Genomic DNA, 21,514 nt, shown 5'->3' on the forward strand with positions numbered 1-21,514 from the left:
AAAGCCAGATCCTTCAAACAAGCGACATTCCGCCATCGACGTGGAGATCAATGCCATTGATGAAGCTGCTCGCCTGTGAAGCCAGGAACAGAGCGGCTCGTGCCAGTTCATCAGTTGTTCCCAGTCTGCCTGCGGGAATGGTTTCGGCCATCAATTTGAGAAACGGTTCGCGTTCGACATCTGAGATTCCTAGTTTGCCCAGGATTTCAGTATCTGTGGGTCCTGGGCTGATAACATTTGCCCTGATACGCCTGTGCTTGAATTCGAGAGCCCAATTCTTCACAAATGCCACCGCAGCCGCCTTCGAACCGGCATAGACTGTATGATCAGGAAGGACCTTGGTTGCCGCCAGAGAACTGGTGACAATAATAGTGCCATCGTCATTTATGAGTGGCGATAGTGTCTGGACACCGAAGAAGACACCTTTTGTATTGATGTTGAAATGTCGATCATAAATATCTTCAGTTACTGCCTCAGACGCTTTAAGGTCAATGACACCGGCATTTGCAAAATAGATATCGAAAGCGCCGAAGCGATCGGAGATCTCATCTGCCACCCGTTTATGGTGGGAAAGATCGGAGACATCGCCGCAAATGCCAATGGCATTTCCGCCGATGTCTTTCAGTGCTGCGTTTAAAGCGTCCTGTCGGCGAGCAGTTATGACGACCTGTGCTCCGTTCTCCACGAATAGTTTAGCAGTTGCTTTACCGATTCCACTGTTGCCGCCTGTGATGACGGCCACCTTGCCTTTGAGAAGACCCATATACTTTCTCCATATTGATCTAAAGGTAAAATATGGATTTGATCTGTGTTCCATTAGCCCTTGGCTGGGTATTTCACTTTTGCTTCCGGAGTTCGAATGCCAAACCTTTTGAATGAAACCGCAGGCCTTCTGGCATTTGTGCGCACTGTGGAAGCAGGTTCCTTCAGTGCAGCAGCTCGGCTGCTCAAGACATCTCCTTCAGTTGTTTCCAGAAGTGTCGGACGACTTGAAAGGCTCATCGAAGCGCGTCTCTTTCTAAGATCGACGCGTGCTCTCGTACTGACCGCAGACGGGCATTTGCTATTCGAGCGCTTGTCTCCCCTGCTTCGCGAACTCGATATTGCCGATGATGAAATCAATGCACGCAAGGAGATATCAGGTCGTGTCCGCTTCTCCATGTCTAGCGAACTTGCCCCGCTGTTCCTTGACACCATATTGTCCGGCTTTGCTAAGCGTTACCCGGGAATTCATCTTGAAATCGGCCTGACCGATCGTCACGTCGATATTATTCGCGAAGACTATGACGTGGCATTTCGAGTTGGAGCAATCGAGAATGGTGATTTGATCATTCGCCGACTGGCCGATTTTGAAATGATTATGGTCGGTTCTCCGGATTTTGCGAACAATCATGGTTTGCCTGGCACGATAAAGGAAGCCGCCAGGTTGCCCTTTGCAAGGTATATGGGCAATGGATACCCGAACGACGTAAAGCTGGATGATGGTACTCACTTCGTCCCACAAGGACGTGTCGATTGCGATTCAGGCCAGGCATTGAAAGCCGCTGCCAGACATGGTCTCGGTGCAGCTGTTGTGATGCGTTGTGTGGTTAAGGACGACCTCGAAAAAGGAACTCTGGTCGAAATTTCGAAAATGCTACCACTTCCGTCTATGCCGTTTCACGCTGTGCATGCCTATAAGCGCCTGGTTCCCATGCGTGTGCGCGTTCTTTGCGATATGGTCGAAAGCCGAGCAAAATCATTGGCTTCATCGTGAGGCCATATTTAGGTTTTCAGACAATCAGGACAGATTCTTCATCAAACCAGCCTTGGATTGATGTCGCGCTCTTTTTTCCGAACTCCGCCAATTGAAACGATCAATCTCCAGCAGGGTTTGTGTCATGCATTCTGAATCTGCGATGGCAGTGTTTCCCAAATCCTGATCAACTCCCCTATGGAAGATGCCTCCATCTTCCGCATGACATTTCCCCGATGAAGCTTGACAGTTACCTCACTGATCCCCAAGTCAAAAGCAATCTGCTTGTTAAGTCGCCCGCGTGCCACTTCTCGCAAGACCTCTCGCTCTCTGGGGGTCAATGTCTCATGATGCTCGATATTGCGTTTGACGATGACTGCGTGGGAACGTCGCTGCGCATCCATTTCTATTGCTGACGTAACCGCATCAAGCAATGTTTGATCTCGCACCGGCTTGGTCAGGAAATCGACTGCGCCAGCTTTCATTGCCTCGACAGTCATCGGAATATCACCATGACCCGTCAGGAAAATGATCGGTTTGGGATTGCCGCTTTGTGCCAATTGCCGCTGTAAATCCAACCCACTTGTGCCCGGCATGCGCACATCGAGGATTAGACAACCCGGTGCTTCCAGCAGGTCTGTTCCAATCAACTCGCGTGTAGAGGCAAAAGCTATGGGCCTGAGCCCTGCCGATAAGATCAACTCGAAGAGTGCCTCTCGTATGGCCTCATCGTCATCTACGATCACAACGAATGGCTGCTCCGCATCCGTTGCGCGTTTTGACGATTGCCCTGGTTTCAAATTGTGTGACTGCTGTTCAGTTCTCATGTCCACCCTCCATTCGACGCTTGTCTAATGCTTCACCAATTGCTGCAAGCAATGCCTGTCCATCGAACGGCTTCCTGAAGAAACCTGTTATTCCCTGAGCTCGCTCCTGGTCCGCTATTTCGTGCCTTCCTGTAATGAGAAATACAGGAATATCAGGACGAACCTTCTGAACTATTTCTCGCAATTCGAAGCCATTGATGTCCGGCATGCCGATGTCCGTTATAACGAGGTCTATGCCTCCAAGCCCCCGCGTTAACAGTGAGATGGGAGAAGAAAAACAGCGAGCCATGTACCCTGTCGACTCCAACAGATCTTCCATTGATTCCAGTAACCGTGAATCGTCGTCAACAACTGCAATTACGAGCTTGCTCTCGATCATAGTTCCTCCCCTTTTGATCTGCGCGAGTGGGTGATCGGTATTTTCAACCTCTCCGCGATGCGTACGAGATCAGGGAGCGACGCTGCCGCCATTTTTTGCATGACATTCCTTCTGTGGAGTTGCAACGTCACTTCGCTTATGCCGAGTTCGGCAGCTGCCTGCTTATTGAGGAGACCGCTCACGACTAACGGCATCACCTCTCGTTCTCGGGATGTGAGTTCTCCATAGCGCTGTCTCAGCAATTCGATTTCCGCCCGACTATTGCGTAGCTGTTGATCTTGTTCGATTGCCGCATTGATTGCCGCAAGGAGTTTTGCGTCACTGAAAGGCTTGGTCAGAAAATCGACAGCGCCCCGCTTCATTGCGCGAACAGAACTGGGAATATCGCCATGTCCAGTGATGAAGACGATGGGCGGATGTTCCTGCACCGAAATCTGTTTCTGCAGTTCCAGACCGTTAATATCGGGAAGTTCGACATCGAGCACGAGGCAAGACGGAACATCAGGCTTGTGAGCATTGACGTAATCTCTTGCCGATCCAAATGACATAGTGCGCATGCCATACGAAGCCAAAAGTTCCTCCAGGGCTTCGCGGATGCGCTCGTCGTCGTCTACAATGAATACCAACTGGCTAATGCTCATCACTTGTCGCCTTCGCCTCCACGGGGAGAGTAAAAATTAGCGCCGTTCCGTACGGCTCATTCTTTTCCGCCCACAGGCAACCACCATGTGCCTCGACAATCGAACGGGAAATCGCGAGTCCCATGCCCATTCCCTGTTCTTTCGTCGTAATAAACGGTTCGAATATTCTTTCCGGGGATGTAATTCCCACGCCCTGGTCGCTGATCTTTGTCTGAATGAAACCTCCGTCGCGAACCACCCTTATCGTCAAGTGGCGATCACGTGTGATGGCTTCCATCGCTTCAATGGCATTTCGAATGAGATTCAAAAGGACTTGCTGGATCTGGACCCTATCCGCCATCACATACGGTAAATCTGCCTCTATTTCGACGACGGTGCGGACACGCCAGCGCAGCAGCTCCTCCGTCATGAGCCCGCGCACCTCCGCGATGACGTCGTTCAGCGTGATTTTCTTTTTTGCGTCAGCCGACTGCCTGAATAGAGCTCGAATTCGACCGACAACGTCGGCGGCAGATGTGGCATCCCGTGTGATGCGTTCAACAGTCTTAAGGGCTCGTTCGGTGTTTGGCGGTTCGACGGTGAGCCAGCGCCGACAGGCATGGGAATTGGCTACAATAGCCGCCAAAGGCTGGTTGACCTCGTGTGCGATCGACGCCGAGAGCTCTGCAAGGCTTGAGGCCTGGCTCGCTCGAGCTAATTTCTCATGTGTGAGACGAAGTTCATCCTGCGCTCGGACTTCGCGATCAATATCCAGACATATAACGTTCCACTGAACGATATTACCCTGTCCGTCGCGCATTGCTTCTGCCCGTGTCTCAACCCAGCGATATTGCCCATCGAAACGCCGTAAACGATGTCTACGTGCATATGGCTCCCCTGTAGCGAGTGAATGTGCGTATTGTTCTTTCACTCCAGCCAAATCGTCAGGATGCACTCCTGCATCAAGCGTTGCATTGAGCTTGCCGTCTTCGTCGAGCCTGTCGAGACCATAGCCGAGAAATTGGCTCAATCGGTCGCTCCGATAGACCGGTTCGCCGTTCGGATCAGCGCAGTCGATCATGACGGGTAAGGCTTCCACCAGACGCCAAAGTGACCGTTCCCTTTCCCGTAATGCTTCCTCCGCGCGCTTCCTCTGGGTTATATCGATGAATCCAACCAGACTTTTATCAGCCACTGCATCAGGTCGTGCAGTCGTAAAGAGGACATCGATGACGCGACCGTCCAGGCGCATTACTTTTGTTTCTTCCTGAAAAACCTCTTCTCCACGATAGCGCGCCTCTATCGAACGGCGAATCGTGTCCATGCCGGGCTGCCAATAACGGGTGGCGGAACCACGCATTTCGTTGGCATTTTGGGCCCCAAACATTTCGAGAATATGCTGATTAACCTCTTCGACTTCCAGAGCCTCGACAGCCCGTGTTAGAAATTCTGGATGCTCGTCTATATAGTCGCGCAAGTCGTTCACCCCTTGCGCCCGCAATTCATTGAACAGAAGAACAAGTTTTTTGGCGTCGACCTGGGTGAGGCCGATCGGCATGTACTGAAAAAGATCGCGATAACGGCGCTCGCTGTGTCTGAGGGCGTCCTCGGCTTTAACCTGATCATCAATGTCGGTAGATAGACCATACCATTGGATTATGCGTCCATCATCGTCTCGCAGTGGATCTGCCTGTCCGGCAACCCAGCGATATACGCCGTCAGCCCGGCGAAGTCGGTATCTCATCGAAAAGCGTTCGCCAGTGGCAATGCTGTGGTTGAGCGCCTGGGATACCCGCCCCACGTCGTCGGGGTGTGTCGTGCTTTCCATGATGGCTGCCAGACGTTTTGGCCCCATCTTTTCCGCGTCCTCCACATCCATACCGAAGAAATCAATCAAACGCCTGTTGAAGTAATTCGGCTCTCCTTCCGGGGTAAGGCGCCAGATAAAGCTCGGCACCATATCGACGAGCATTGAAAGCTCGCGCTCCCGATCAGACAGGGATTTTTGGGCAGTTACCAGATCGTCGATATCGACGCAGACACCATACCACTGGACGATCGCGCCGGTTTCGTCTCGCAACGGTTCGGCGCGGGTTTCGGTCCAGCGATAGTTGCCGTCAGAACGCAACTGTCGGTATCTTTGAACATACGGTTCATGCGTCGTCAGGGAACGATGAATGGCATCTCTTGCCTTGTGAATATCATCTGGATGGATGACACTGAGATTGGGAGACTTGTCGACTGCGGTGATATCCTCGAGCGTCGCGCCTGTTACTTCGGTAAACCGCTTGTTGACATAAGTTGGCGACCCCTTTTCCGAAATCGTCCAGACGAGTGCAGGGACTGTGTCTATCAGCTGTTGCAGGCTTTGTTCCCGCTCGCGTAACGCAGTTACGGTTTTCTTATATAGATCATTATCGAGTGCAATACCGTACCAGCCTGAGATTTGCCCATTGCCGTCGCGTACGGGCCTGGCGGCGGTTCTTGCCCAGACATACACATCGTTGGCCCGTCGAAAGCGGAATTCTACGTTAAAGTCATCTCCGGTCGCCAGGCAGTGACGCCATTTTTCCGCAACTTCTTCATAATCATCAGGATGTAGTACTCGTTTCCACGCAGTATGGCCTTCATCTACAGCAGCATTAAGATAATCCAGGGTGACACCGAGAGAACTCTGTGCGAATGGATGGAGGAATATCCATCTTCCTGCTGCGTCAAACGCCCAACCATTGCCGAAAATGCTCTCCACAACCTTGGCCGAACGCATCGGCTCTGTCTCATCATTTCCAAGCAACTCGGCCGCTGTTTGTTTAGGAGGGTCTTGCTCGGTGACCAGGTCTCCGATATCCACGCTGACGCTATAGCTTGGCTCCGACCGGGTCTCGATCCTGCGATACGTCCCATCGGCCTGGCGTTGGCGGTGTCGGGTGATTTGCGGAACACCGGTCCAGAATGCACGAGCGGCGGCATGAGATGCGGATATCCTGTCGTCCGGATGGGTAAGATCAAGTGTTTCTGGTTGATCGGAACGCGCTTTTCTGTCCAACGCCAAGTTCGTTACAAGGTTGAAGCGCTCGCTGTCAATTGATGGGACATCGGCATTGATTATGGTTCCATACCAGCCACGGATTTTACCCTGCTTATCCCGCAAAGCTTGTCCGGAACTGCGACACCATCGATAAGCGCCGCTCGAACTTAAAAGCCGATGTTCGTAACTATATTTTTCACCGGTACGCAATGACCTGAGCCATATTGCCGCAAAACCATCAAGGTCATCGGGATGGATAAGTTTTGACCAGCCATATAAAGCCCTACCAGTCGGTTTATTGGATTGCTCCAATGAAGACTGGACAAGGGAAAGCAGCTCTTCGGTCAGATAAATAACCGCGCCATCTTTATCGGTCGCCCAGGCGATCCCCACCACACGTTCAACAATTTGCGCAGCTTCAATAGCGTAAATATGATCGTCTTCATCCGATATAGAAGTAAACGTCATTTGCCGCAGCCTTTTCAGCATTCACCGATGATCATCATGCTCAGTTTAACCTGAACTCTCTCGATCTGCATGCTATGGAAATCTATAGGAGCTTGACTTATTTTTGATGGAACTGACCCGACGGGTTAAGGGTTGCCAAACATTGGCAAGGCAATCTCCTTATCGCCGATCGACCGGCTAGTGAACTCCGATGGAGTGTTTATTCTATTCAGTAACGCTAGTATATTTATTACAACTTTTTGTATTTGTTGTCTTTTTCTGGATTCTCGGAAGAGCGTATTTGTTGCTGCATTCGGCGTGGCGTCGTACCAAGGATGCGACGAAAAGCATAAATAAAGGCGCTTTCAGAGCCGTACCCCAGTTGGGCAGCCACAGACGCAATTGTCATATTCGGTCGCGCCAGCAGTTTGTGCGCCTGCATCATACGCCAGCGCAAAATATACTCCATCGGACTATTTCCGACAGCGGCACGGAACCGTGCCGAGAACTGGGACCGTGAAAGATGGCTGATGCCTGCAAGTTCATCCAGCCGCCAATTGTGCCCTGGGTCCCGATGGATCGCCATCAATGCACCGCCAATTCTGGGATCTGAGAGGGCAGAGAGCCAACTGCGATCAGTCATAACGGGCAGACTACGTATCAGTTCAATAAAAATCATCTGCATGATCGGAATAGCCATCGCTGCACCACCGGGAACATCGCCGGCGAGCTCTTCTTCCAGTCTGTTGGTGAGCCAGTGAAGACGTTCCGCTACAATGCTTTCCGCTCGAATCACGACGATCGATGGTAAGATTTCTCGCAGAAGTTCGCTGTTTAAAGGCAGATCCATGCGACCACTATGGCAAAGGAACCCCGGCCCCGCGCCACCGTCCAGCTTTGCATGGTTCTTGTAGGCTTTCTGCGAAAAGACTTCAGCCGCTGGAATGGGCGGACAATTCAGATCACTCCCGATGACAAAGGGGATATCCGGGCCGATCAGGAAACAGTCTCCTGCAGCAAGCATCAATCGCTCACCTTGCACTTCCAGAAAACAACTACCTTGCCTGATGATGTTGCATTTCAAGGCACTTACAGGAGGCACGTCGATTGCCCAACGCCCGCAAGCCTCAAGTCCGACGGACATAGTCGCGCTGGCTTCAATCAAATTCAGCAGCTGGGAAAGGGGATCGTTGAACATCACAACCGGCCAATATCTACATTAAACAAGCCATTTGACTATAGATTTTCCTGTCATCGATTTCTACCTTTTCAAGGCACAATCAGGAGAAGAATATGCAGCACGGTCAAACGCCGCTCGGCACCCCATTCGGCCCATGTACTACTGCCCAAGAGGTTATTCGCGATATCGACCTCACAGGTAAGACTGCCGTTGTGACAGGCGGCGCGTCAAATCTAGGCCTTGAAACGGTGCGTATTCTGGCATGGAGAGGGGCCCGTGTGATCGTTCCGGTGCGCGACATTGGCACCGCCGGCAAGATGCTATGCAATATTCCAAATGTTGAACTATTCACGATGGATCTCCTTGATCCCGCCTCTGTTCGCAGCTTTGCGGATAAGTTTGTCATTGAGCATGGCTCCCTGGACATTCTGATCCTCAGCGCGGGAGTGATGGCCACTCCTCTATTTCGCGATGCAGAAGGCCATGAAGGCCAGTTTGCGACTAATCATCTTGGTCACTTTCGCCTGACCGCGGCCTTGTGGCCTGCTCTTTGCGCGGCCAAAAATGCGCGCGTCATCGTACTGTCCTCACGGGGACATCAGTTGGGCGGACTTGCGCTCGAAGATCTTGATTTCGTGCAACGCCCCTACGACAAATGGCTCGCCTACGGTCAAGCCAAGACAGCCAATGCGCTCTTCGCCGTTGCAGTTGATGCACGTGGTATCAATCATGGTGTGAGGGCATTTTCGGTACATCCCGGCTCGATACTCGGTCCATTAGCGCGTCACCTCAGTCGGGAGGAAATCGACTCCTTCGGCGCAATCGATAATAACGGCCAACCAGTCATAGATCCGGATCGCGATATGAAGACACCACAGCAAGGCGCTGCCACGACAATCTGGTGCGCTACCGCGCCCGAGTTGGCGGGTATTGGGGGGGTTTATTGCGAAAACTGCGATATCGCACGAGTAGAAAGACAAGAGCGTTTTGGCGTTCGACCTTTTGCAATCGATCCCGATATCGCAGAGGCATTGTGGGCCGAAAGCGTGAGGCTGACCGGATACTTCTACTAAGGCAGCGCCTGGAACACCAGGCAAGATCTTCGATAACAAGGCTTGGTACCAGCTCGGGGCAACATTGCCTTTTTGACATAGCCCCCAAGAGGGAAAGTGCTTCTTCGTCCTCTTCAATTCGGTTTGGCAACCTGCGATCGAAACCAGAACCTGACACATCAAAATGCAAGAGGTCAAAATACAAAGGAGCGCCTTGTCTTGGTAGTGCAAACTTGGCCTTCCGACTTGCAAGTCAAGGCGAACGGGCAGCTTGGATTAAGTCCGCGTGGGCAACCCGTTCGTTCTTGAGCCGTTTCAATGACACCACCTTCCCTGCAGGACGAATGAATTCGGGAGCGAGTTTCCCCGGGACGGGAGGACTGCTCGCTCTCCTTCATCTGCTGCCTGGATGAAGTCATGAAAGATTTTGCTGGGATATACATATTCTTCCTCCTCCTCTTAAGGTCAGAGCCGCTAATCATTGGTGGTGAGGTTGGTTTCATCAGTGTCAACGATGAAGATCGCCAAAAGGCGGGCACGCCTGGTCGGACTAACGTTTTCACTAACATTGTGTCGATCACCCGGAAATTCCGAGAAACTCTGACCTGCGTGATAGGTAATAACCGGACCATCATTGACCTGGCTACGGATAGCTCCTTCCAGAACCGTCGCGTAAATGAAGGCAGAAGCAGGATGGGTATGAGCAGGCGAAGTACCGCCCGGTTCATATTCCACGAGCACGCCCTTCATGCTCTTTCCCGGCACATTCGGAAGCACCTGGTCGTAAATGACCGTTACTGTGGATGTTTCACTGGCCTGTTCATGGGCAAACCCCGTCGAAATCGGAATAGTGGTTGCCAACGCAATGCGGATAAACGTCTTGATCATGGTGGGCTCCTGTCATGTCTGCAAGAAATGGAGTGACACGCAAACCGGCCCCGCCTGCCAAACGTGTCCCAGGGTCATAGTTCCTTGTAGGAGATTTATTTACGGCGGTAGTTGCCCGAGCGCCTAATGTACGGAAGCTGCTTCCTCTATCAGCGCAGCGACTTCTTCCGGATGCGAGATCATTACCACATGGGAAGCTCCATCTACGACAACAGTTTTTACTGTGCCCGCACGTTTGGCCATGAATTCCATTGCGGCCGGCGGTATGTTTCGATCCTGCGTTCCATAGATCGAATAGGACGGCAACCTCTTCCACGAGGGGAAACCAGATTTCTCCTCCAGTGCCGCTTGTGCGACCGGACGTTGGGTGGCCGCCATCAAAACGGACCGATCTTCGGATAGATCCGCTGCAAACTGATCATGGAAACGGTCCGACCGAATGAAGAGATCACGTTCACCCCGCTCCTGCTCTACTGAAAAAATCGCATCCGCTAATGTACTGCCGGGAAACTTTTTTGAAAGGCCAAGGCTCGTTTCACCTCGATCTGGTGCGAACGCAGAAACATAGACGAGCGCAGTCACGTTGGGATTACCGTTAGCGGCTTCTGTGATAACGGGACCACCATAGGAATGTCCGACGAGGACAACCGGCCCCGATATTGATCGAATAACTGCGGAGACAGTTGCCGCATCTGCCATGACGCCCCGAAGCGGATTTGCGGCAGCTATCGCCTTATAACCGTCGCGCTTGAGCCGAGAGATAACTTCGTTCCAGCTCGAGGACTCTGCAAAGGCACCATGAACAAGAACTATGGTGGGTTTGGATTGGGCAAACGCTGGCTGTGCAATAGTTCCAGAAAAAAACATTACTGCAAAGGTCAGGATTTTTGTCAGTTTCTTCATCTCTTACTCCAACAACTTCTTCTTACAAGTTGTTGTCAACTATGTTCTATCTTCCCAGCATCTCCTATCGAACAGTAGGATCTGTCCGATTGTACCAAGGTCTAGGTTCAGCACATCGTTGCGATGATCATCCGATTAATTGTGGCCACTCCAAGAGATCCGGTACGGCTTCGAGCCTTGATAATACCATACACCATATGGATTAATGCCGTAACGAACTGTCTCGGCTATTCAATCGCCGATTGGTTACTATGCATCATGATAGATCAACCCTTTCGATTAGATGATCGTCAAGTGATTAATAAGCTCCTACCGTCGAATTGTGCAGATCGCACAACGGAAACATTGGAGAACCACAATGAAAGCGATAATTCTAACCGCTGCAGCACTTCTTCTTTCGAGTGGAAGTGTCCTTGCCCAAAGTGACCATATCGGATCGGATTGGCAATATCCATCAACGAGAACCGATAGCCGTCCAACGTCATCTGTAAAGCAGGTGCGTGCTGGCCACGGCCCAGATGCTCCCAAGACCGTATACAAACCAATCAGCTCCACCCAGGAACCAGGTCGGTTGCTGTGGGGCCAATGATAAAACAACAAAATATGGTTAGACTGAGGATCGGCATTGCCGATCCTAATTTTTATCAATAAGGCTAAGCAACTAGCGCCGCCATTTCTTGAAGAACGATCGGACCTACCGCAACTGATGCGCTGTTAGAAATAGCTTCATTACTGGTAGATCCAAACCAGTTTCGTTTGACACATTCACGTCCCTTCCAACTTCGACAACAAGTAATGCCGAGCGCCACTGGAGTTGTCCCTGGAAATGGAAATGACCAGATTTCTGATTGAAGCTGTAGAACCGGACGAGGTGAGCCGCAAAATCATTCCGTCGCGGTTATCCCTGTTTGATGATCGCATCAGGAAAGCTGGGTGGTCGAGAACCCTATATTTATTAACTTCGTAGTCTCGATCATATGCACGGTGCGATTATGCCGTACTGCATTTTGGGAAGGTGGGTTCAAGCTTGAAGTGCGACTTGCAGAACGGTTTCAATTAATACGCTAAATCCGTTAAAACGCAGTCGTTTCTACTTAAAAAAATCAGTATTTATATCTGGCTTTTAGAAAGGTTACACCCACCGTCCGTACACATGTGATTGCACCAAAGTATTGCTGTTCCCGTTACCCAGCACAATGGAACTGAATGCCGGTTTTGAACATAGTAGGCCATCTTCAGCCAGAAAAGGAGGCAAATACGATGTCGCCTATTCCCTCATACACTACCAGGCCAGAAGCGATTAAAGGTCTGCTGGTGGTTGAAAGAATGATCAATGTGAGTGTGTGGCAGCATCCGTTGAGCGGATTGGTGCGGTTGCGGGTCTCACAGATGAGTGGCTGCGCATCCTGCGTGAAAACGAGTGTGGTGGAAGCCCGCGCGAATGGTGAAGCAGAGATGCGTTTATTCATGGTCAGCGCTTGGCGAAAATCAATTCTCTATAGTGTCAAGGAGCGAGCAGCCCTCGCATTGACCGAAGCACTCATCAATGGTGAAAAACGTGAAGAACTGCGAGGCGATCAAGAACTGATCAAAACGCAATTGAAGGATTACGAAATTGTCAATCTGACGGTGATGGTTGGTGCTATCAATCTGTGGATCCGCCTGCAAATCGCCGCTCGCGCGGTTCAGGTCACCCAGCCGTCAGTCTGAGCGACTACCTGACACTATCTGTCGGGCCTGGAACGTATATCCTCCCACGTTTGTCGCTCAATTGGCGGATCGCTGCGTCCCTCCCGCGCAGCGATCCGCATTCCGTTGTATCACGGCTGAGAGCCCATCAGCGTCGGCATTCAAGATGTACAGATAATCCATCCGGTAAGCGCTGGTGTTCTGTCTGATTAATTTATCTCTCAATGCCTCCGGCAGGCATTGTCCCCTTACCCAGCTGACCGATAATCCACGTACTCTTCAGGTCATGAAAGTCGTTTTGCCGTTTGGAAAGATAAGCAGACAGCATATCAGGCACAGATCAAATCCAGATCCTCCCCGGAAGCTGAGGAGCAGGGACTTCGTCGAAAGCTTGGCGGTCGTTATCTATATTGGAATGAATGGAAACCATCCGTTCTTTGACAAACAGGCTCCTGAACGACTGAGCACAGAGCAACCCCTATCCATACATTGGATAGGTCGCTGGTTGTGTCCAGGAAGATTTTCTTTCACGAGATGTGCTGATATCCGACACGATAAAAAAATACCGGGCACACTGGCGAGAGTGTGCCCGGAAAATCCTCATCATAAAAGCAATCAGTAATCCCAGAAAACGGGGACCCAACGATAAGCGTCACCGTCGACCGCAACGCGTCCCACGGATGGAAACGGTAGATGGGTCGCCACCAGTTGTTCACCGGTTTCGGCGAGCTCGGTTAAAAGACGTACACGAACGCGGGCTGCTTCCTCGGGGTCATGTTCAAAACCGTTATACCAGTCTGGGTGGTCAAATCCGACAGCAAAGATGGCATCGCCAGCAAAGGTCAGTCGATCTTCACCCGATGCAAGACGAACCACACAGTGTCCTGGGGTATGTCCACCAGTGCGATAGGCCATCACACCCGCTGCCACTTCGCATTGCTCATCAAACAGGCACAGTTGATCCCGATACTGCTCGACAAATCGTTTGGCAGTTGCCCTGAGCGCATCCGGAAAGCCATCGGGCATGTGAGCGTATGTAAAATCCGGTGCTTCCCAGAACTCAACTTCTGCGGCCGCCACATGAATCCGCAGATCAGGACGCAATCTTTCCTTTACGCCCTCGACAAGAAGACCACCGATATGATCCATATGCATATGGGTGAGAACCACGTCAGTGACCGAAGCAAGATCAATACCGGCACCGGCCAGTCGCTTGACCAACTGTCCCGCGCGCGGCAAGTTGAGGTCAGGATCGAGACCCAATCCAGCGTCGACGAGGATCGTCTGATCACCGCTACGCACCACGACCACGTTCAGCGACCAATCAAACGAATCCGGTGGCAGATACATATCGTCAAACCATTCTGCTCGTACGTCCGGGTCAATGTTGTGCCCCAACATTTCGGTTGGAAGAGGCAACACACCATCGCTGATGACCAGAACGTCAATCTCACCGATGCGCAATGCATAGCGGGAGGGCACCAGTTCGTCGGGTTCTGATTTGCTCAAGTTGGTTTCGTGTTTCATAAGGCGTCTCCGTTTTCACCCATTTGACGGGCGTTGTTGGAAAAGGTGCACTCATATTTGCCATTGCATGTTGGAACAGTTTCATGATCTCGCCGGTTCAAGGATCACTTGCAATGGCAATTTGCCGTAGGACCGCCGAATGCAATTCTGCATCAACATGCATGCGATCTTCCACCGAAAGCGATCGAGTGCTTATCGCTTGCATGGCCATGATGTACGAGAACGGCGACGAATGGCTATTGATCGGAAGTGTCTCGATTACACACTTTATGTCTAATACTCGCCACACCTAGGTATAGGAGTTATGTTCCAGCCGGTTGCCTGGAGAATATTACAACGAACGAATAGAATAGCGCGACACGAGCTATTCAAGAAATTCGACTATCAAGCCGCGCATCGGTTACCGGTATCGAATCCGCTTGGCGATCCAGCCCGATGCAACGACTTGGCGCTCCAAGCGCAAGATTGCTTTGGCAATAGAGCAAAGGTAATTTCAGTAATTTACTGCACCGACCATGCGTCAGCGATAATACTGACAATTACTCCTGAGACGTAACAACGGTTAACAGCCGGGGCTATGAATAGTGGCGGTCGTGCTTGCTCATTGAGCGCTTAACCTGCCCTCGCACTAGTTGTCAACGCTTGTGGCGCTCTTGTAACCTTGGACAGGGCTAGCGGTGGATATGTCCTTGTCTTGATAATCCACAGAAGTTGAATGCGAGCCCTTTTTGGCGCTCGCCATTCGCGTCAAGATAATCTTGGTAACGATCAGTGTCGGCGCACCAAAAACGAAAAGCAATGCAATCGTGAAAAATGCCGTATCGAAAGCGATTACCGTAGACTGGTACGCGACAGCCTTGCTCAATAACGCCTTGGACGCCTGATTTGCAGCAGCCGTAGTCATCCCGCGGGCCTCGAGAACTGCCACACTTGTTCCTAACCGATCGCCTACAGCAGAATATCCAGCTGTGATATGGCTGGCGAGCACAGATACATTGCCTGCGATATTCCGCGTCATAAGAGACTGAAGACAAGCTATTCCCAGAAGACCGCCAAACTGGCGGCCAGTATTGAAGATGCCGATTGCGGCAGGGAGACTACGTGCACTCATCCTACTGAATGCGATCAACGTAATAGACAGAAATAGAAAGCCAAGGCTCAAGCCCCGCAGGAGAACGGCGTTCAACATGTCGTCCATTCCGCTGTCGCCTGCGGAGCCTGACAGGAGCCACATAGCGATCATGATCATCACGATCCCGAAGGGTACGGTGACAATTGGAGAGACGCCCAGGCTCTGGAATACGAAGGCAGACAAGAAAAGCGAAAATACAAAAGGTATACTACTGGCGAGCAGAAGAATACCGGTATCCGTTGGCGTGAAAGCCAGGACCGAGATTGCAAAACTCGGAATCAAATAAGTGCTTCCAAACAATGCCGCACCAGCTACAAAACTTACTATGAATGCGAACGTAAAATCGACGGACCTGAAAACACTGAGCTCGAGCAGTCCTTCATCCTCAGGCCGGCTCGCTTGGTGACTAATAAACAGGCAAAGCGTCACCACACCTATTCCGGTCAGCCACCGGATGCGACCTTCATCGAACCAGTTCCAGCGGTCGCCCTGGTTGAGCACATAGACGAGGCAGAAAAGCGTGATTGATGCCAGTAGAAGGCCACTCCAGTCAAAGCGCCTATAGGGAATATAGGTGCCGATGGTTTCTTCTGATAGGAGAACAAGCCCGGCTGCCAGCAATCCGATAGGAACTACTGAGAAAAAAATCCACTTCCAAGAATAGCTGTCCAATAGCCATCCTTGCAGTGCCGGTACGAGGGTCGCCGGTGCAACCACAGCCCCTGTTGCAAACAAGGCTTGTAGAACAGGCTGGCGAGAAGGCGAAAAGTCTCGAAAGATAACGGTTTGTCCGATTACCAGTAGGAGACCTCCCGAAAACCCCTGAAATGCGCGCAGAACAATCAGCAAATCCAATCGGGTCGTCAAGGCAGTGGCCGCACTTGCCAATGTTATCATCACAGTCGCCGCAACAACGATAATCCGCAGATTAACGGTCGTCGCAATCCAAGATGCCATAAGGAACGCGATCATCTTCAGTGTCGTATATCCGATGTCGAGCCAGGCGAATTCGTCGGGAGTAGCGTATACATCACCGATTATATGACCTTTGCCAAGCGTCAAAGCGGTACCCGCAATCGCCTCAGTCAAAGTGGCAATCACAATGCCCGCGAGGAGGAGGCATCCTGTATTCTGCCTGGTTTGGCTCGAGACGCTTGGGGGAGAGAGCATCAATTCTCACTCCCCAAATCGATCTTGACCCGCGCGGAAAGTCCAGGAACCAGACGGCCGGGAAGTGGATTCTGAACAAGTTTGATCTTGACTGGAACACGTTGCACGACGCGGACGAAATTGCCAGTAGCATTATCAGCGGGCAGGAGACTGAAGGCCGATCCGCTACCCGGTGCAAAGCTGTCAACTTTTCCCTCGATAATTGTTCCTGGATAGGCGTCGACCGTTACCTGGGCCCACTGACCGGGTTGAATATTCTCAATCTGTGTTTCCTTGAAATTTGCGACAATCCATACGTCCTTGATTGGGACCAGATCGATCAGTGAAGCTCCAGGGGATACCAGGCGTCCGACGCGAACCTGACGGTTACCAATAACGCCGTCAAAGGGAGCACGGACGACTGTATTGTCGAGATCAATTCGGGCCAGGTCACGCGCAGCCCTGGCTTGAAGCACAGCAGCCAGGGCTGCTTCCTTTTGTGTGGTGAGAACCTTGATACGTGTTTCTTGTGCCTCCAGCGCGGCTTGAGCGCCTAATAAGCCAGCCTCTGCTTTTGACCTCGCAGCGTCACTTTCATCGACCTGAGCTCTGCTGACCGAATTTGTGCGAACAAGTTCACGCTGTCGCTGAGACGCTTTGACCGCGAGAGCAAGATCTGCCCCTGCTGCCCGTTTCTGTGCCGTCGCCTGCTTGACCAGAATATGCTGAAGCTGGATCTCCGCCTCAACATTTTCGATATGTGCCTGTGCCGCCTGCACATTTGCTTCAGCCTGCGCCAGACGTGCGCGGAAATCCCTGTCATCGATTCTGAACAGAACATCATTTGCTCGTACAGTCTGGTTGTCGGCTACATCAACCACGGTGACATATCCGGTCACCTTCGATGCGATTGCAGTCGTATTACCGCGAACATAGGCATTGTCCGTTGTCGTCCGCTCGCTCGAGCGCGCCCACGCCCAGCCTCCCGCAGCGGTTGCAATCGCGCTGAGACAAAACACCAGACCAACGATTTTTTTCTTCTTCCAGGTCATCATCTTGTGCACCAAAGGGTAATTGTCGTTACCGTTGACGGTTATGGTAATGTAGGTTACCGGTCAAGCGGAAGTTATTGAAGAAGGCCGATAAAGTGACCGATACGAAAAGCGAACGGACAAAACTTCGACGGAAAACTATTCTTCGTGCTGCAGCGGAGCTTTTCTTCGAGCAGGGCTACGCAACCACCAGCATCGATGCGATCATAGAGCGTACCGGTGGCTCGAAGCGAACGATCTATAGTGAGTTTGGCAGCAAGGAGGGATTGTTCCTGGCTCTGGTTGCCGATAATGCGGATCGCGCGATCTCTGCACTCTCTCTGGACTACACTACCCAAAGTGACTTGCCCGATATGCTGACGACTTTTGGTAACCACCTACTGGACGTTTACATGAGCCCTTCGGTCCTGGGCATTTATCGTATCATCATCACTGAAGCCGGGCGGTTTCCCGATCTTGCGCGCGTGTTTTATGAGAAGGGCCCGGGCCGCACCACGGCTCATCTCGCCAAAGTTCTCCAGGCTGCAGCCGACCGCAAAGAAATTCAGATAGGCGATCCTTTGCTTGTTGCCGGGCATTTCGTCGGAATGATCCGGGATAATCTTCATTTACAGGTTGTGCTCGGATTGCGCACTCCACCTACCGAAAGCGAGGCACGGGCCACGGTGGCCTCCGCCGTAACTTTGTTTCTCAATGGCGTGCGATCGCGGTAATAACGTTACAGCAGGACCACACGCAACGCACAGCGCATCCAACAAAATCTCCCAATCCGGTCATGTTGGAACTGAATCAAGCTCCTGGCTGCCTTCCGGTTTCCTTTCTTCAAAAGGGTTCGTTTTGTGGCTGCTCCGAGGTCTTTGTTCCTGGCTCGCAAATCAATTGAATAGCAGCATTCGCGGCGATGCAGATACCGAGCGCTATATGAACCAAAGTAGCCGAGGGGAGTGCCTCGAAACCGAGTGCATAAGGTGAAATCACTGTCCAGCAGCCAAGTACAAAATTGACCCATTCGGTCCAGCTACGATAATGGCAGATTGCCATAATCGAACAACAAATAATGATCGTACCCACAAAGCCTGCATTCCACGCAACCAACGGTCGATCAATATACGGAAACATACAATAAGCCAGGGCCAGACCCAGTGTCAGACTCGCCCATTCGAGTCCTCTGTTTGGTACATGATTTGTCATGTTCTTTCCTTCCGGGTTATTCTTCACCGTCCTTTGTTGAGGCCGTCAGAAGAACATGAACAGCATTGTCCCATGACGCTATTCACCCCAGGCTTTGATTGTTTCATGCGATGGTAGATACATTTCTATTCCCTGAGCTATGTTCGTAATCGGTAAGCATGTACCATGCTGCACCTGCGATGAAGCCTCGCTCCCGGCGGGTTCGATGATTGCAGCAATTTGATCACTAGATCGAAGGCCGGTGAAATCTTCGTCCTTCAGCTTTCGCCGTCTGCTTGGGCACAACTTCATAACGGAGACCTCCGCTCGTCGCCAGGGCGGAAGCGGTTTTGCGCATTCAACAAAGCGACAGATACATTGCTCCCAAAGATGGAGCGGAACTGAGCCCGGGGATAGGTCATTTCGTCTGCCAACTTTGTTAGCGTTCCCATGTGAGCCGATCAGCTCATGAAATTCAGAAAATGCAGTCTCGACTGCTCAGGAGTATAATATGGAACAGCTATCAATCACGGCCACCCGCCGTGCAGTCATGTCCGGTACCCTTGGTCTTGCAGCTGCCGGCGCCACATTTGGTCCAGCTCCCGCAAATTCAGCTGAGAAATCTTCCGGAACGGAATTCAGTGACCGACATGGATATGTCGTCACAAAAGACGGCGTGGCGATTTTTTACAAGGACTGGGGTCCAAAGGACGCCCAACCGATTGTCTTCCATCACGGATGGCCATTGAGCGGAGATGATTGGGACAACCAGATGCTCTTCTTCCTGGCGAAGGGATATCGCGTAATAGCGCATGATCGCAGAGGTCATGGTCGCTCGAGCCAAGTCAGTGATGGGCATGACATGGACCACTATGCGGCCGACGTCGCAGCGGTCATCACGCATCTTGATCTTCAAAATGCTATCCATGTAGGACACTCTACCGGCGGTGGAGAAGCAACCCGCTATACAGCCAAATATGGCGACGGACGCGTTGCCAAACTAGTACTGATCGGTGCCGTCCCACCGATTATGGTAAAAACATCATCGAATCCGGATGGATTACCCATTGAAGTGTTTGACGGATTCCGAACCGCCTTGGCGGCTAATCGATCACAGTTTTATAAGGATGTCGCGAGCGGACCATTCTATGGCTTCAATCGACAGAACGCCGTGCCCTCCGAAGCCTTGATCCAGAACTGGTGGCGGCAAGGTATGACGGGGGCGGCAAATGCGCATTACCTAGGCATCAAAGCGTTTTCGGAAACAGATTTTACCGAGGATCTGAAGGCCGTAACCGTTCCCACGCTGGTGCTACATGGTGATGACGACCAAGTGGTTCCGTATGCCAATTCGGCGTTGCTCTCCGCGAAGCTGCTTAGGAATGCCGAACTTAAAATCTACAAAGGTTTTCCGCATGGCATGGCAACCACCCACGCCGAAACTATAAATGAAGATTTACTGAGATTTATCAGTCGATAAACGACGATTCGACAAGTTACTATCTACGATAATTTGCCCATCACGAGGCATAGTATTCGTGATGGGCCTTTGTTATTCCTAGACGTTTGCGCTGCGCTTGATGAGGACAAGGCAGATTTATTTCAAATATGGTATGATAGCCAAAGGGAGTTTTCTGCATCTAACAGATTGGCAGGAGATTGGCGATGGCAGATCGGACCTCTTTAGAAAATGACGCCGTGGATAACGGGGCACTTTGGTCGCGTGAGGAAGAACTTTCATTATTAGTAGATATGGTTCCAAGTCATTTGTGGCGTTTAACGGATGAAGGCGAACCTAGTTTTTTCAATAAGCGTATGGTCGATTTCATTGGTTTCAGCGCTGATGACCTAGAAAGCCCTGGCCGCTCAAAGTTGGACGTGCTCATTGACTGTATACACGAAGATGACGCCAAGGAATTCGGTTCGACGCTTCGCCGGTGTATCGCTACTGGCGAGGTATTCGCGATGCGTTATCGCATACGCCGGGCGGATGGGGCTTTTCATTGGATGTCTAGTCGGGCCGAGCCCATGCGTGATCGGGACGGACGTATAATCCAATGGTACGGTTTATGTCATGACATACATGATCAAGTGATAATGGAAGAAGCGCTAAGACGCAGCGAAAGTCAGCTTCGTCGGCTGGTCGATTCCAACATTATCGGAATTGTCACTTGGGATCTAAATGGACAACTTTTGGATGCGAACGACGCCTTTCTTAACATGGTCCAGTATAGTCGTGACGAATTTGAAAAAGGATTCAGCTGGCTAGATTTAACTCCTCCGGAGTGGCAGGAGGCGCACGCACTTCAAGAAGCTCAGGAACTTGCCAATACAGGTCTAATGCAACCAAGGGAGAAAGAGTTTTTCAGGAAGGACGGGGGTCGAGTACCCGTACTGATTGGTGCAGCTTGTTTCGAAGGTCAGCGTAGACAAGGTGTAGCCTATATCCTCGATTTAACTGAACGTAAGCATGCAGAGTTGGAACTGCGCAAACGTGAGAGGGAACTTGAACAACTAGTAGATACGGTACCTGTCCAACTCTGGTCTGTTTCGGCAGAAGGCCACGCCGCATATATCAATAAGACGATGAAGGACTATATGGGGCTTCACCCGAGAAAAAACGGTGACGAGCCAGGACTCGCAGAGACGTTGAAAAGCAGTGACCTTGCCCCGTTGAAATAATCCATTTTGAAGTAAGCTCTGGCCCATTGAGAGGACCAGAGAATGAAGCGCAAC

17 protein-coding genes and 1 pseudogene are annotated in these 21,514 nt (G+C 51.4%); 6 read left to right on the plus strand and 12 right to left on the minus strand.

Annotated elements, in window-relative coordinates; all coding sequences use genetic code 11:
* Window positions 1-13 precede the first annotated feature (13 nt).
* Window positions 14-763 carry an SDR family NAD(P)-dependent oxidoreductase gene (locus FG152_RS25030; RefSeq protein ID WP_036588386.1) on the minus strand — a complete coding sequence of 250 codons (750 nt, stop codon included), beginning with the start codon at window positions 761-763 and terminating at the stop codon, window positions 14-16.
* A gap of 96 nt (window positions 764-859) precedes the next feature.
* Here FG152_RS25030 and FG152_RS25035 point away from each other — a divergent pair, with 96 nt between their 5' ends.
* On the plus strand, window positions 860-1,756 hold the full coding sequence (locus FG152_RS25035; RefSeq protein ID WP_036588382.1) for a LysR family transcriptional regulator: 897 nt from the start codon (window positions 860-862) through the stop codon (window positions 1,754-1,756).
* A gap of 122 nt (window positions 1,757-1,878) precedes the next feature.
* Here the strand turns inward: FG152_RS25035 and FG152_RS25040 are convergent, their stop codons facing one another.
* The 5 genes from FG152_RS25040 to FG152_RS25060 form a co-directional block, all read right to left on the minus strand.
* The gene (locus FG152_RS25040; RefSeq protein ID WP_036588380.1) at window positions 1,879-2,562 is read right to left on the minus strand and encodes a response regulator transcription factor; all 684 of its coding nucleotides are present in this window, start codon (window positions 2,560-2,562) and stop codon (window positions 1,879-1,881) included.
* Window positions 2,552-2,941: a response regulator gene (locus FG152_RS25045; protein ID WP_036588377.1), complete on the minus strand. Its 390-nt coding sequence runs from the start codon at window positions 2,939-2,941 to the stop codon at window positions 2,552-2,554. The genes FG152_RS25040 and FG152_RS25045 overlap by 11 nt, the downstream gene beginning before the upstream one ends.
* Entirely contained in the window at window positions 2,938-3,582 is a 645-nt protein-coding gene (locus FG152_RS25050) for a response regulator transcription factor (RefSeq protein WP_036588374.1), read from the minus strand. The genes FG152_RS25045 and FG152_RS25050 overlap by 4 nt, the downstream gene beginning before the upstream one ends.
* Window positions 3,572-7,057, minus strand: a complete 3,486-nt coding sequence (locus FG152_RS25055) for a PAS domain-containing protein (protein ID WP_036588371.1) — start codon at window positions 7,055-7,057, stop codon at window positions 3,572-3,574. Before FG152_RS25055 ends, FG152_RS25050 begins: the two co-directional genes overlap by 11 nt.
* 229 nt (window positions 7,058-7,286) lie before the next feature.
* A complete protein-coding gene (locus FG152_RS25060) occupies window positions 7,287-8,234 on the minus strand; it encodes an AraC family transcriptional regulator (protein ID WP_080692097.1) in 948 nt (315 codons plus the stop codon).
* A 95-nt stretch (window positions 8,235-8,329) separates the two neighbouring features.
* Between FG152_RS25060 and FG152_RS25065 the strand changes: the two genes are divergently transcribed.
* Window positions 8,330-9,289, plus strand: coding sequence for an SDR family NAD(P)-dependent oxidoreductase (locus FG152_RS25065; RefSeq protein WP_010660371.1), 960 nt, complete (start codon window positions 8,330-8,332; stop codon window positions 9,287-9,289).
* 453 nt (window positions 9,290-9,742) lie between these two features.
* On the opposite strand, the gene FG152_RS25070 is transcribed toward FG152_RS25065, so the two are convergent.
* Together FG152_RS25070 and FG152_RS25075 are read right to left on the minus strand one after the other, a co-directional pair.
* Window positions 9,743-10,156, minus strand: coding sequence for a cupin domain-containing protein (locus FG152_RS25070; protein WP_036588366.1), 414 nt, complete (start codon window positions 10,154-10,156; stop codon window positions 9,743-9,745).
* Between the two features lie 123 nt (window positions 10,157-10,279).
* Window positions 10,280-11,059 (minus strand): alpha/beta fold hydrolase, encoded by a 780-nt coding sequence (locus FG152_RS25075; RefSeq protein ID WP_043062834.1) that lies wholly within the window; start codon window positions 11,057-11,059, stop codon window positions 10,280-10,282.
* A gap of 1,260 nt (window positions 11,060-12,319) precedes the next feature.
* On the opposite strand from FG152_RS25075, the gene FG152_RS25080 reads away from it, so the two are divergent.
* Complete coding sequence (locus tag FG152_RS25080) at window positions 12,320-12,769, plus strand: carboxymuconolactone decarboxylase family protein (protein ID WP_036588363.1); 450 nt, start codon at window positions 12,320-12,322, stop codon at window positions 12,767-12,769.
* Window positions 12,770-13,363: 594 nt separating this feature from the next.
* Here the strand turns inward: FG152_RS25080 and FG152_RS25085 are convergent.
* From FG152_RS25085 to FG152_RS25095, 3 genes are all read right to left on the minus strand, one after another.
* Window positions 13,364-14,275, minus strand: a complete 912-nt coding sequence (locus FG152_RS25085) for an MBL fold metallo-hydrolase (protein WP_036588360.1) — start codon at window positions 14,273-14,275, stop codon at window positions 13,364-13,366.
* A gap of 628 nt (window positions 14,276-14,903) precedes the next feature.
* Window positions 14,904-16,577: a DHA2 family efflux MFS transporter permease subunit gene (locus FG152_RS25090; RefSeq protein ID WP_036588356.1), complete on the minus strand. Its 1,674-nt coding sequence runs from the start codon at window positions 16,575-16,577 to the stop codon at window positions 14,904-14,906.
* Window positions 16,577-17,608, minus strand: a complete 1,032-nt coding sequence (locus FG152_RS25095) for an HlyD family secretion protein (protein WP_080692095.1) — start codon at window positions 17,606-17,608, stop codon at window positions 16,577-16,579. Before FG152_RS25095 ends, FG152_RS25090 begins: the two co-directional genes overlap by 1 nt.
* Before the next feature lie 77 nt (window positions 17,609-17,685).
* On the opposite strand from FG152_RS25095, the gene FG152_RS25100 reads away from it, so the two are divergent.
* The gene (locus FG152_RS25100; protein ID WP_080692094.1) at window positions 17,686-18,321 is read left to right on the plus strand and encodes a TetR/AcrR family transcriptional regulator; all 636 of its coding nucleotides are present in this window, start codon (window positions 17,686-17,688) and stop codon (window positions 18,319-18,321) included.
* 109 nt (window positions 18,322-18,430) lie between these two features.
* Here the strand turns inward: FG152_RS25100 and FG152_RS25105 are convergent, their stop codons facing one another.
* Window positions 18,431-18,799 carry an SPW repeat protein gene (locus FG152_RS25105; protein ID WP_080692093.1) on the minus strand — a complete coding sequence of 123 codons (369 nt, stop codon included), beginning with the start codon at window positions 18,797-18,799 and terminating at the stop codon, window positions 18,431-18,433.
* Between the two features lie 490 nt (window positions 18,800-19,289).
* Between FG152_RS25105 and FG152_RS25110 the strand changes: the two genes are divergently transcribed.
* Together FG152_RS25110 and FG152_RS25115 are read left to right on the plus strand one after the other, a co-directional pair.
* Window positions 19,290-20,258, plus strand: a complete 969-nt coding sequence (locus FG152_RS25110; protein WP_036588350.1) for an alpha/beta fold hydrolase — start codon at window positions 19,290-19,292, stop codon at window positions 20,256-20,258.
* A 233-nt stretch (window positions 20,259-20,491) separates the two neighbouring features.
* Window positions 20,492-21,460: pseudogene (locus FG152_RS25115) on the plus strand (PAS domain-containing protein); the annotation flags it as partial.
* Between the last annotated feature and the right edge of the window lie 54 nt (window positions 21,461-21,514).

This window comes from Ochrobactrum sp. XJ1 (genome assembly GCF_024701725.1).
GTDB lineage: Bacteria > Pseudomonadota > Alphaproteobacteria > Rhizobiales > Rhizobiaceae > Brucella > Brucella anthropi.

Coding starts and splice junctions, on each gene's coding strand:
- FG152_RS25030 (WP_036588386.1), bottom strand. CDS start 763: ATGGGTCTTCTCAAAGGCAAGGTGGCCGTCATCACAGGCGGCAACAGT.
- FG152_RS25035 (WP_036588382.1), top strand. CDS start 860: ATGCCAAACCTTTTGAATGAAACCGCAGGCCTTCTGGCATTTGTGCGC.
- FG152_RS25040 (WP_036588380.1), bottom strand. CDS start 2,562: ATGAGAACTGAACAGCAGTCACACAATTTGAAACCAGGGCAATCGTCA.
- FG152_RS25045 (WP_036588377.1), bottom strand. CDS start 2,941: ATGATCGAGAGCAAGCTCGTAATTGCAGTTGTTGACGACGATTCACGG.
- FG152_RS25050 (WP_036588374.1), bottom strand. CDS start 3,582: ATGAGCATTAGCCAGTTGGTATTCATTGTAGACGACGACGAGCGCATC.
- FG152_RS25055 (WP_036588371.1), bottom strand. CDS start 7,057: ATGACGTTTACTTCTATATCGGATGAAGACGATCATATTTACGCTATT.
- FG152_RS25060 (WP_080692097.1), bottom strand. CDS start 8,234: ATGTTCAACGATCCCCTTTCCCAGCTGCTGAATTTGATTGAAGCCAGC.
- FG152_RS25065 (WP_010660371.1), top strand. CDS start 8,330: ATGCAGCACGGTCAAACGCCGCTCGGCACCCCATTCGGCCCATGTACT.
- FG152_RS25070 (WP_036588366.1), bottom strand. CDS start 10,156: ATGATCAAGACGTTTATCCGCATTGCGTTGGCAACCACTATTCCGATT.
- FG152_RS25075 (WP_043062834.1), bottom strand. CDS start 11,059: ATGAAGAAACTGACAAAAATCCTGACCTTTGCAGTAATGTTTTTTTCT.
- FG152_RS25080 (WP_036588363.1), top strand. CDS start 12,320: ATGTCGCCTATTCCCTCATACACTACCAGGCCAGAAGCGATTAAAGGT.
- FG152_RS25085 (WP_036588360.1), bottom strand. CDS start 14,275: ATGAAACACGAAACCAACTTGAGCAAATCAGAACCCGACGAACTGGTG.
- FG152_RS25090 (WP_036588356.1), bottom strand. CDS start 16,577: ATGCTCTCTCCCCCAAGCGTCTCGAGCCAAACCAGGCAGAATACAGGA.
- FG152_RS25095 (WP_080692095.1), bottom strand. CDS start 17,608: ATGACCTGGAAGAAGAAAAAAATCGTTGGTCTGGTGTTTTGTCTCAGC.
- FG152_RS25105 (WP_080692093.1), bottom strand. CDS start 18,799: ATGACAAATCATGTACCAAACAGAGGACTCGAATGGGCGAGTCTGACA.
- FG152_RS25110 (WP_036588350.1), top strand. CDS start 19,290: ATGGAACAGCTATCAATCACGGCCACCCGCCGTGCAGTCATGTCCGGT.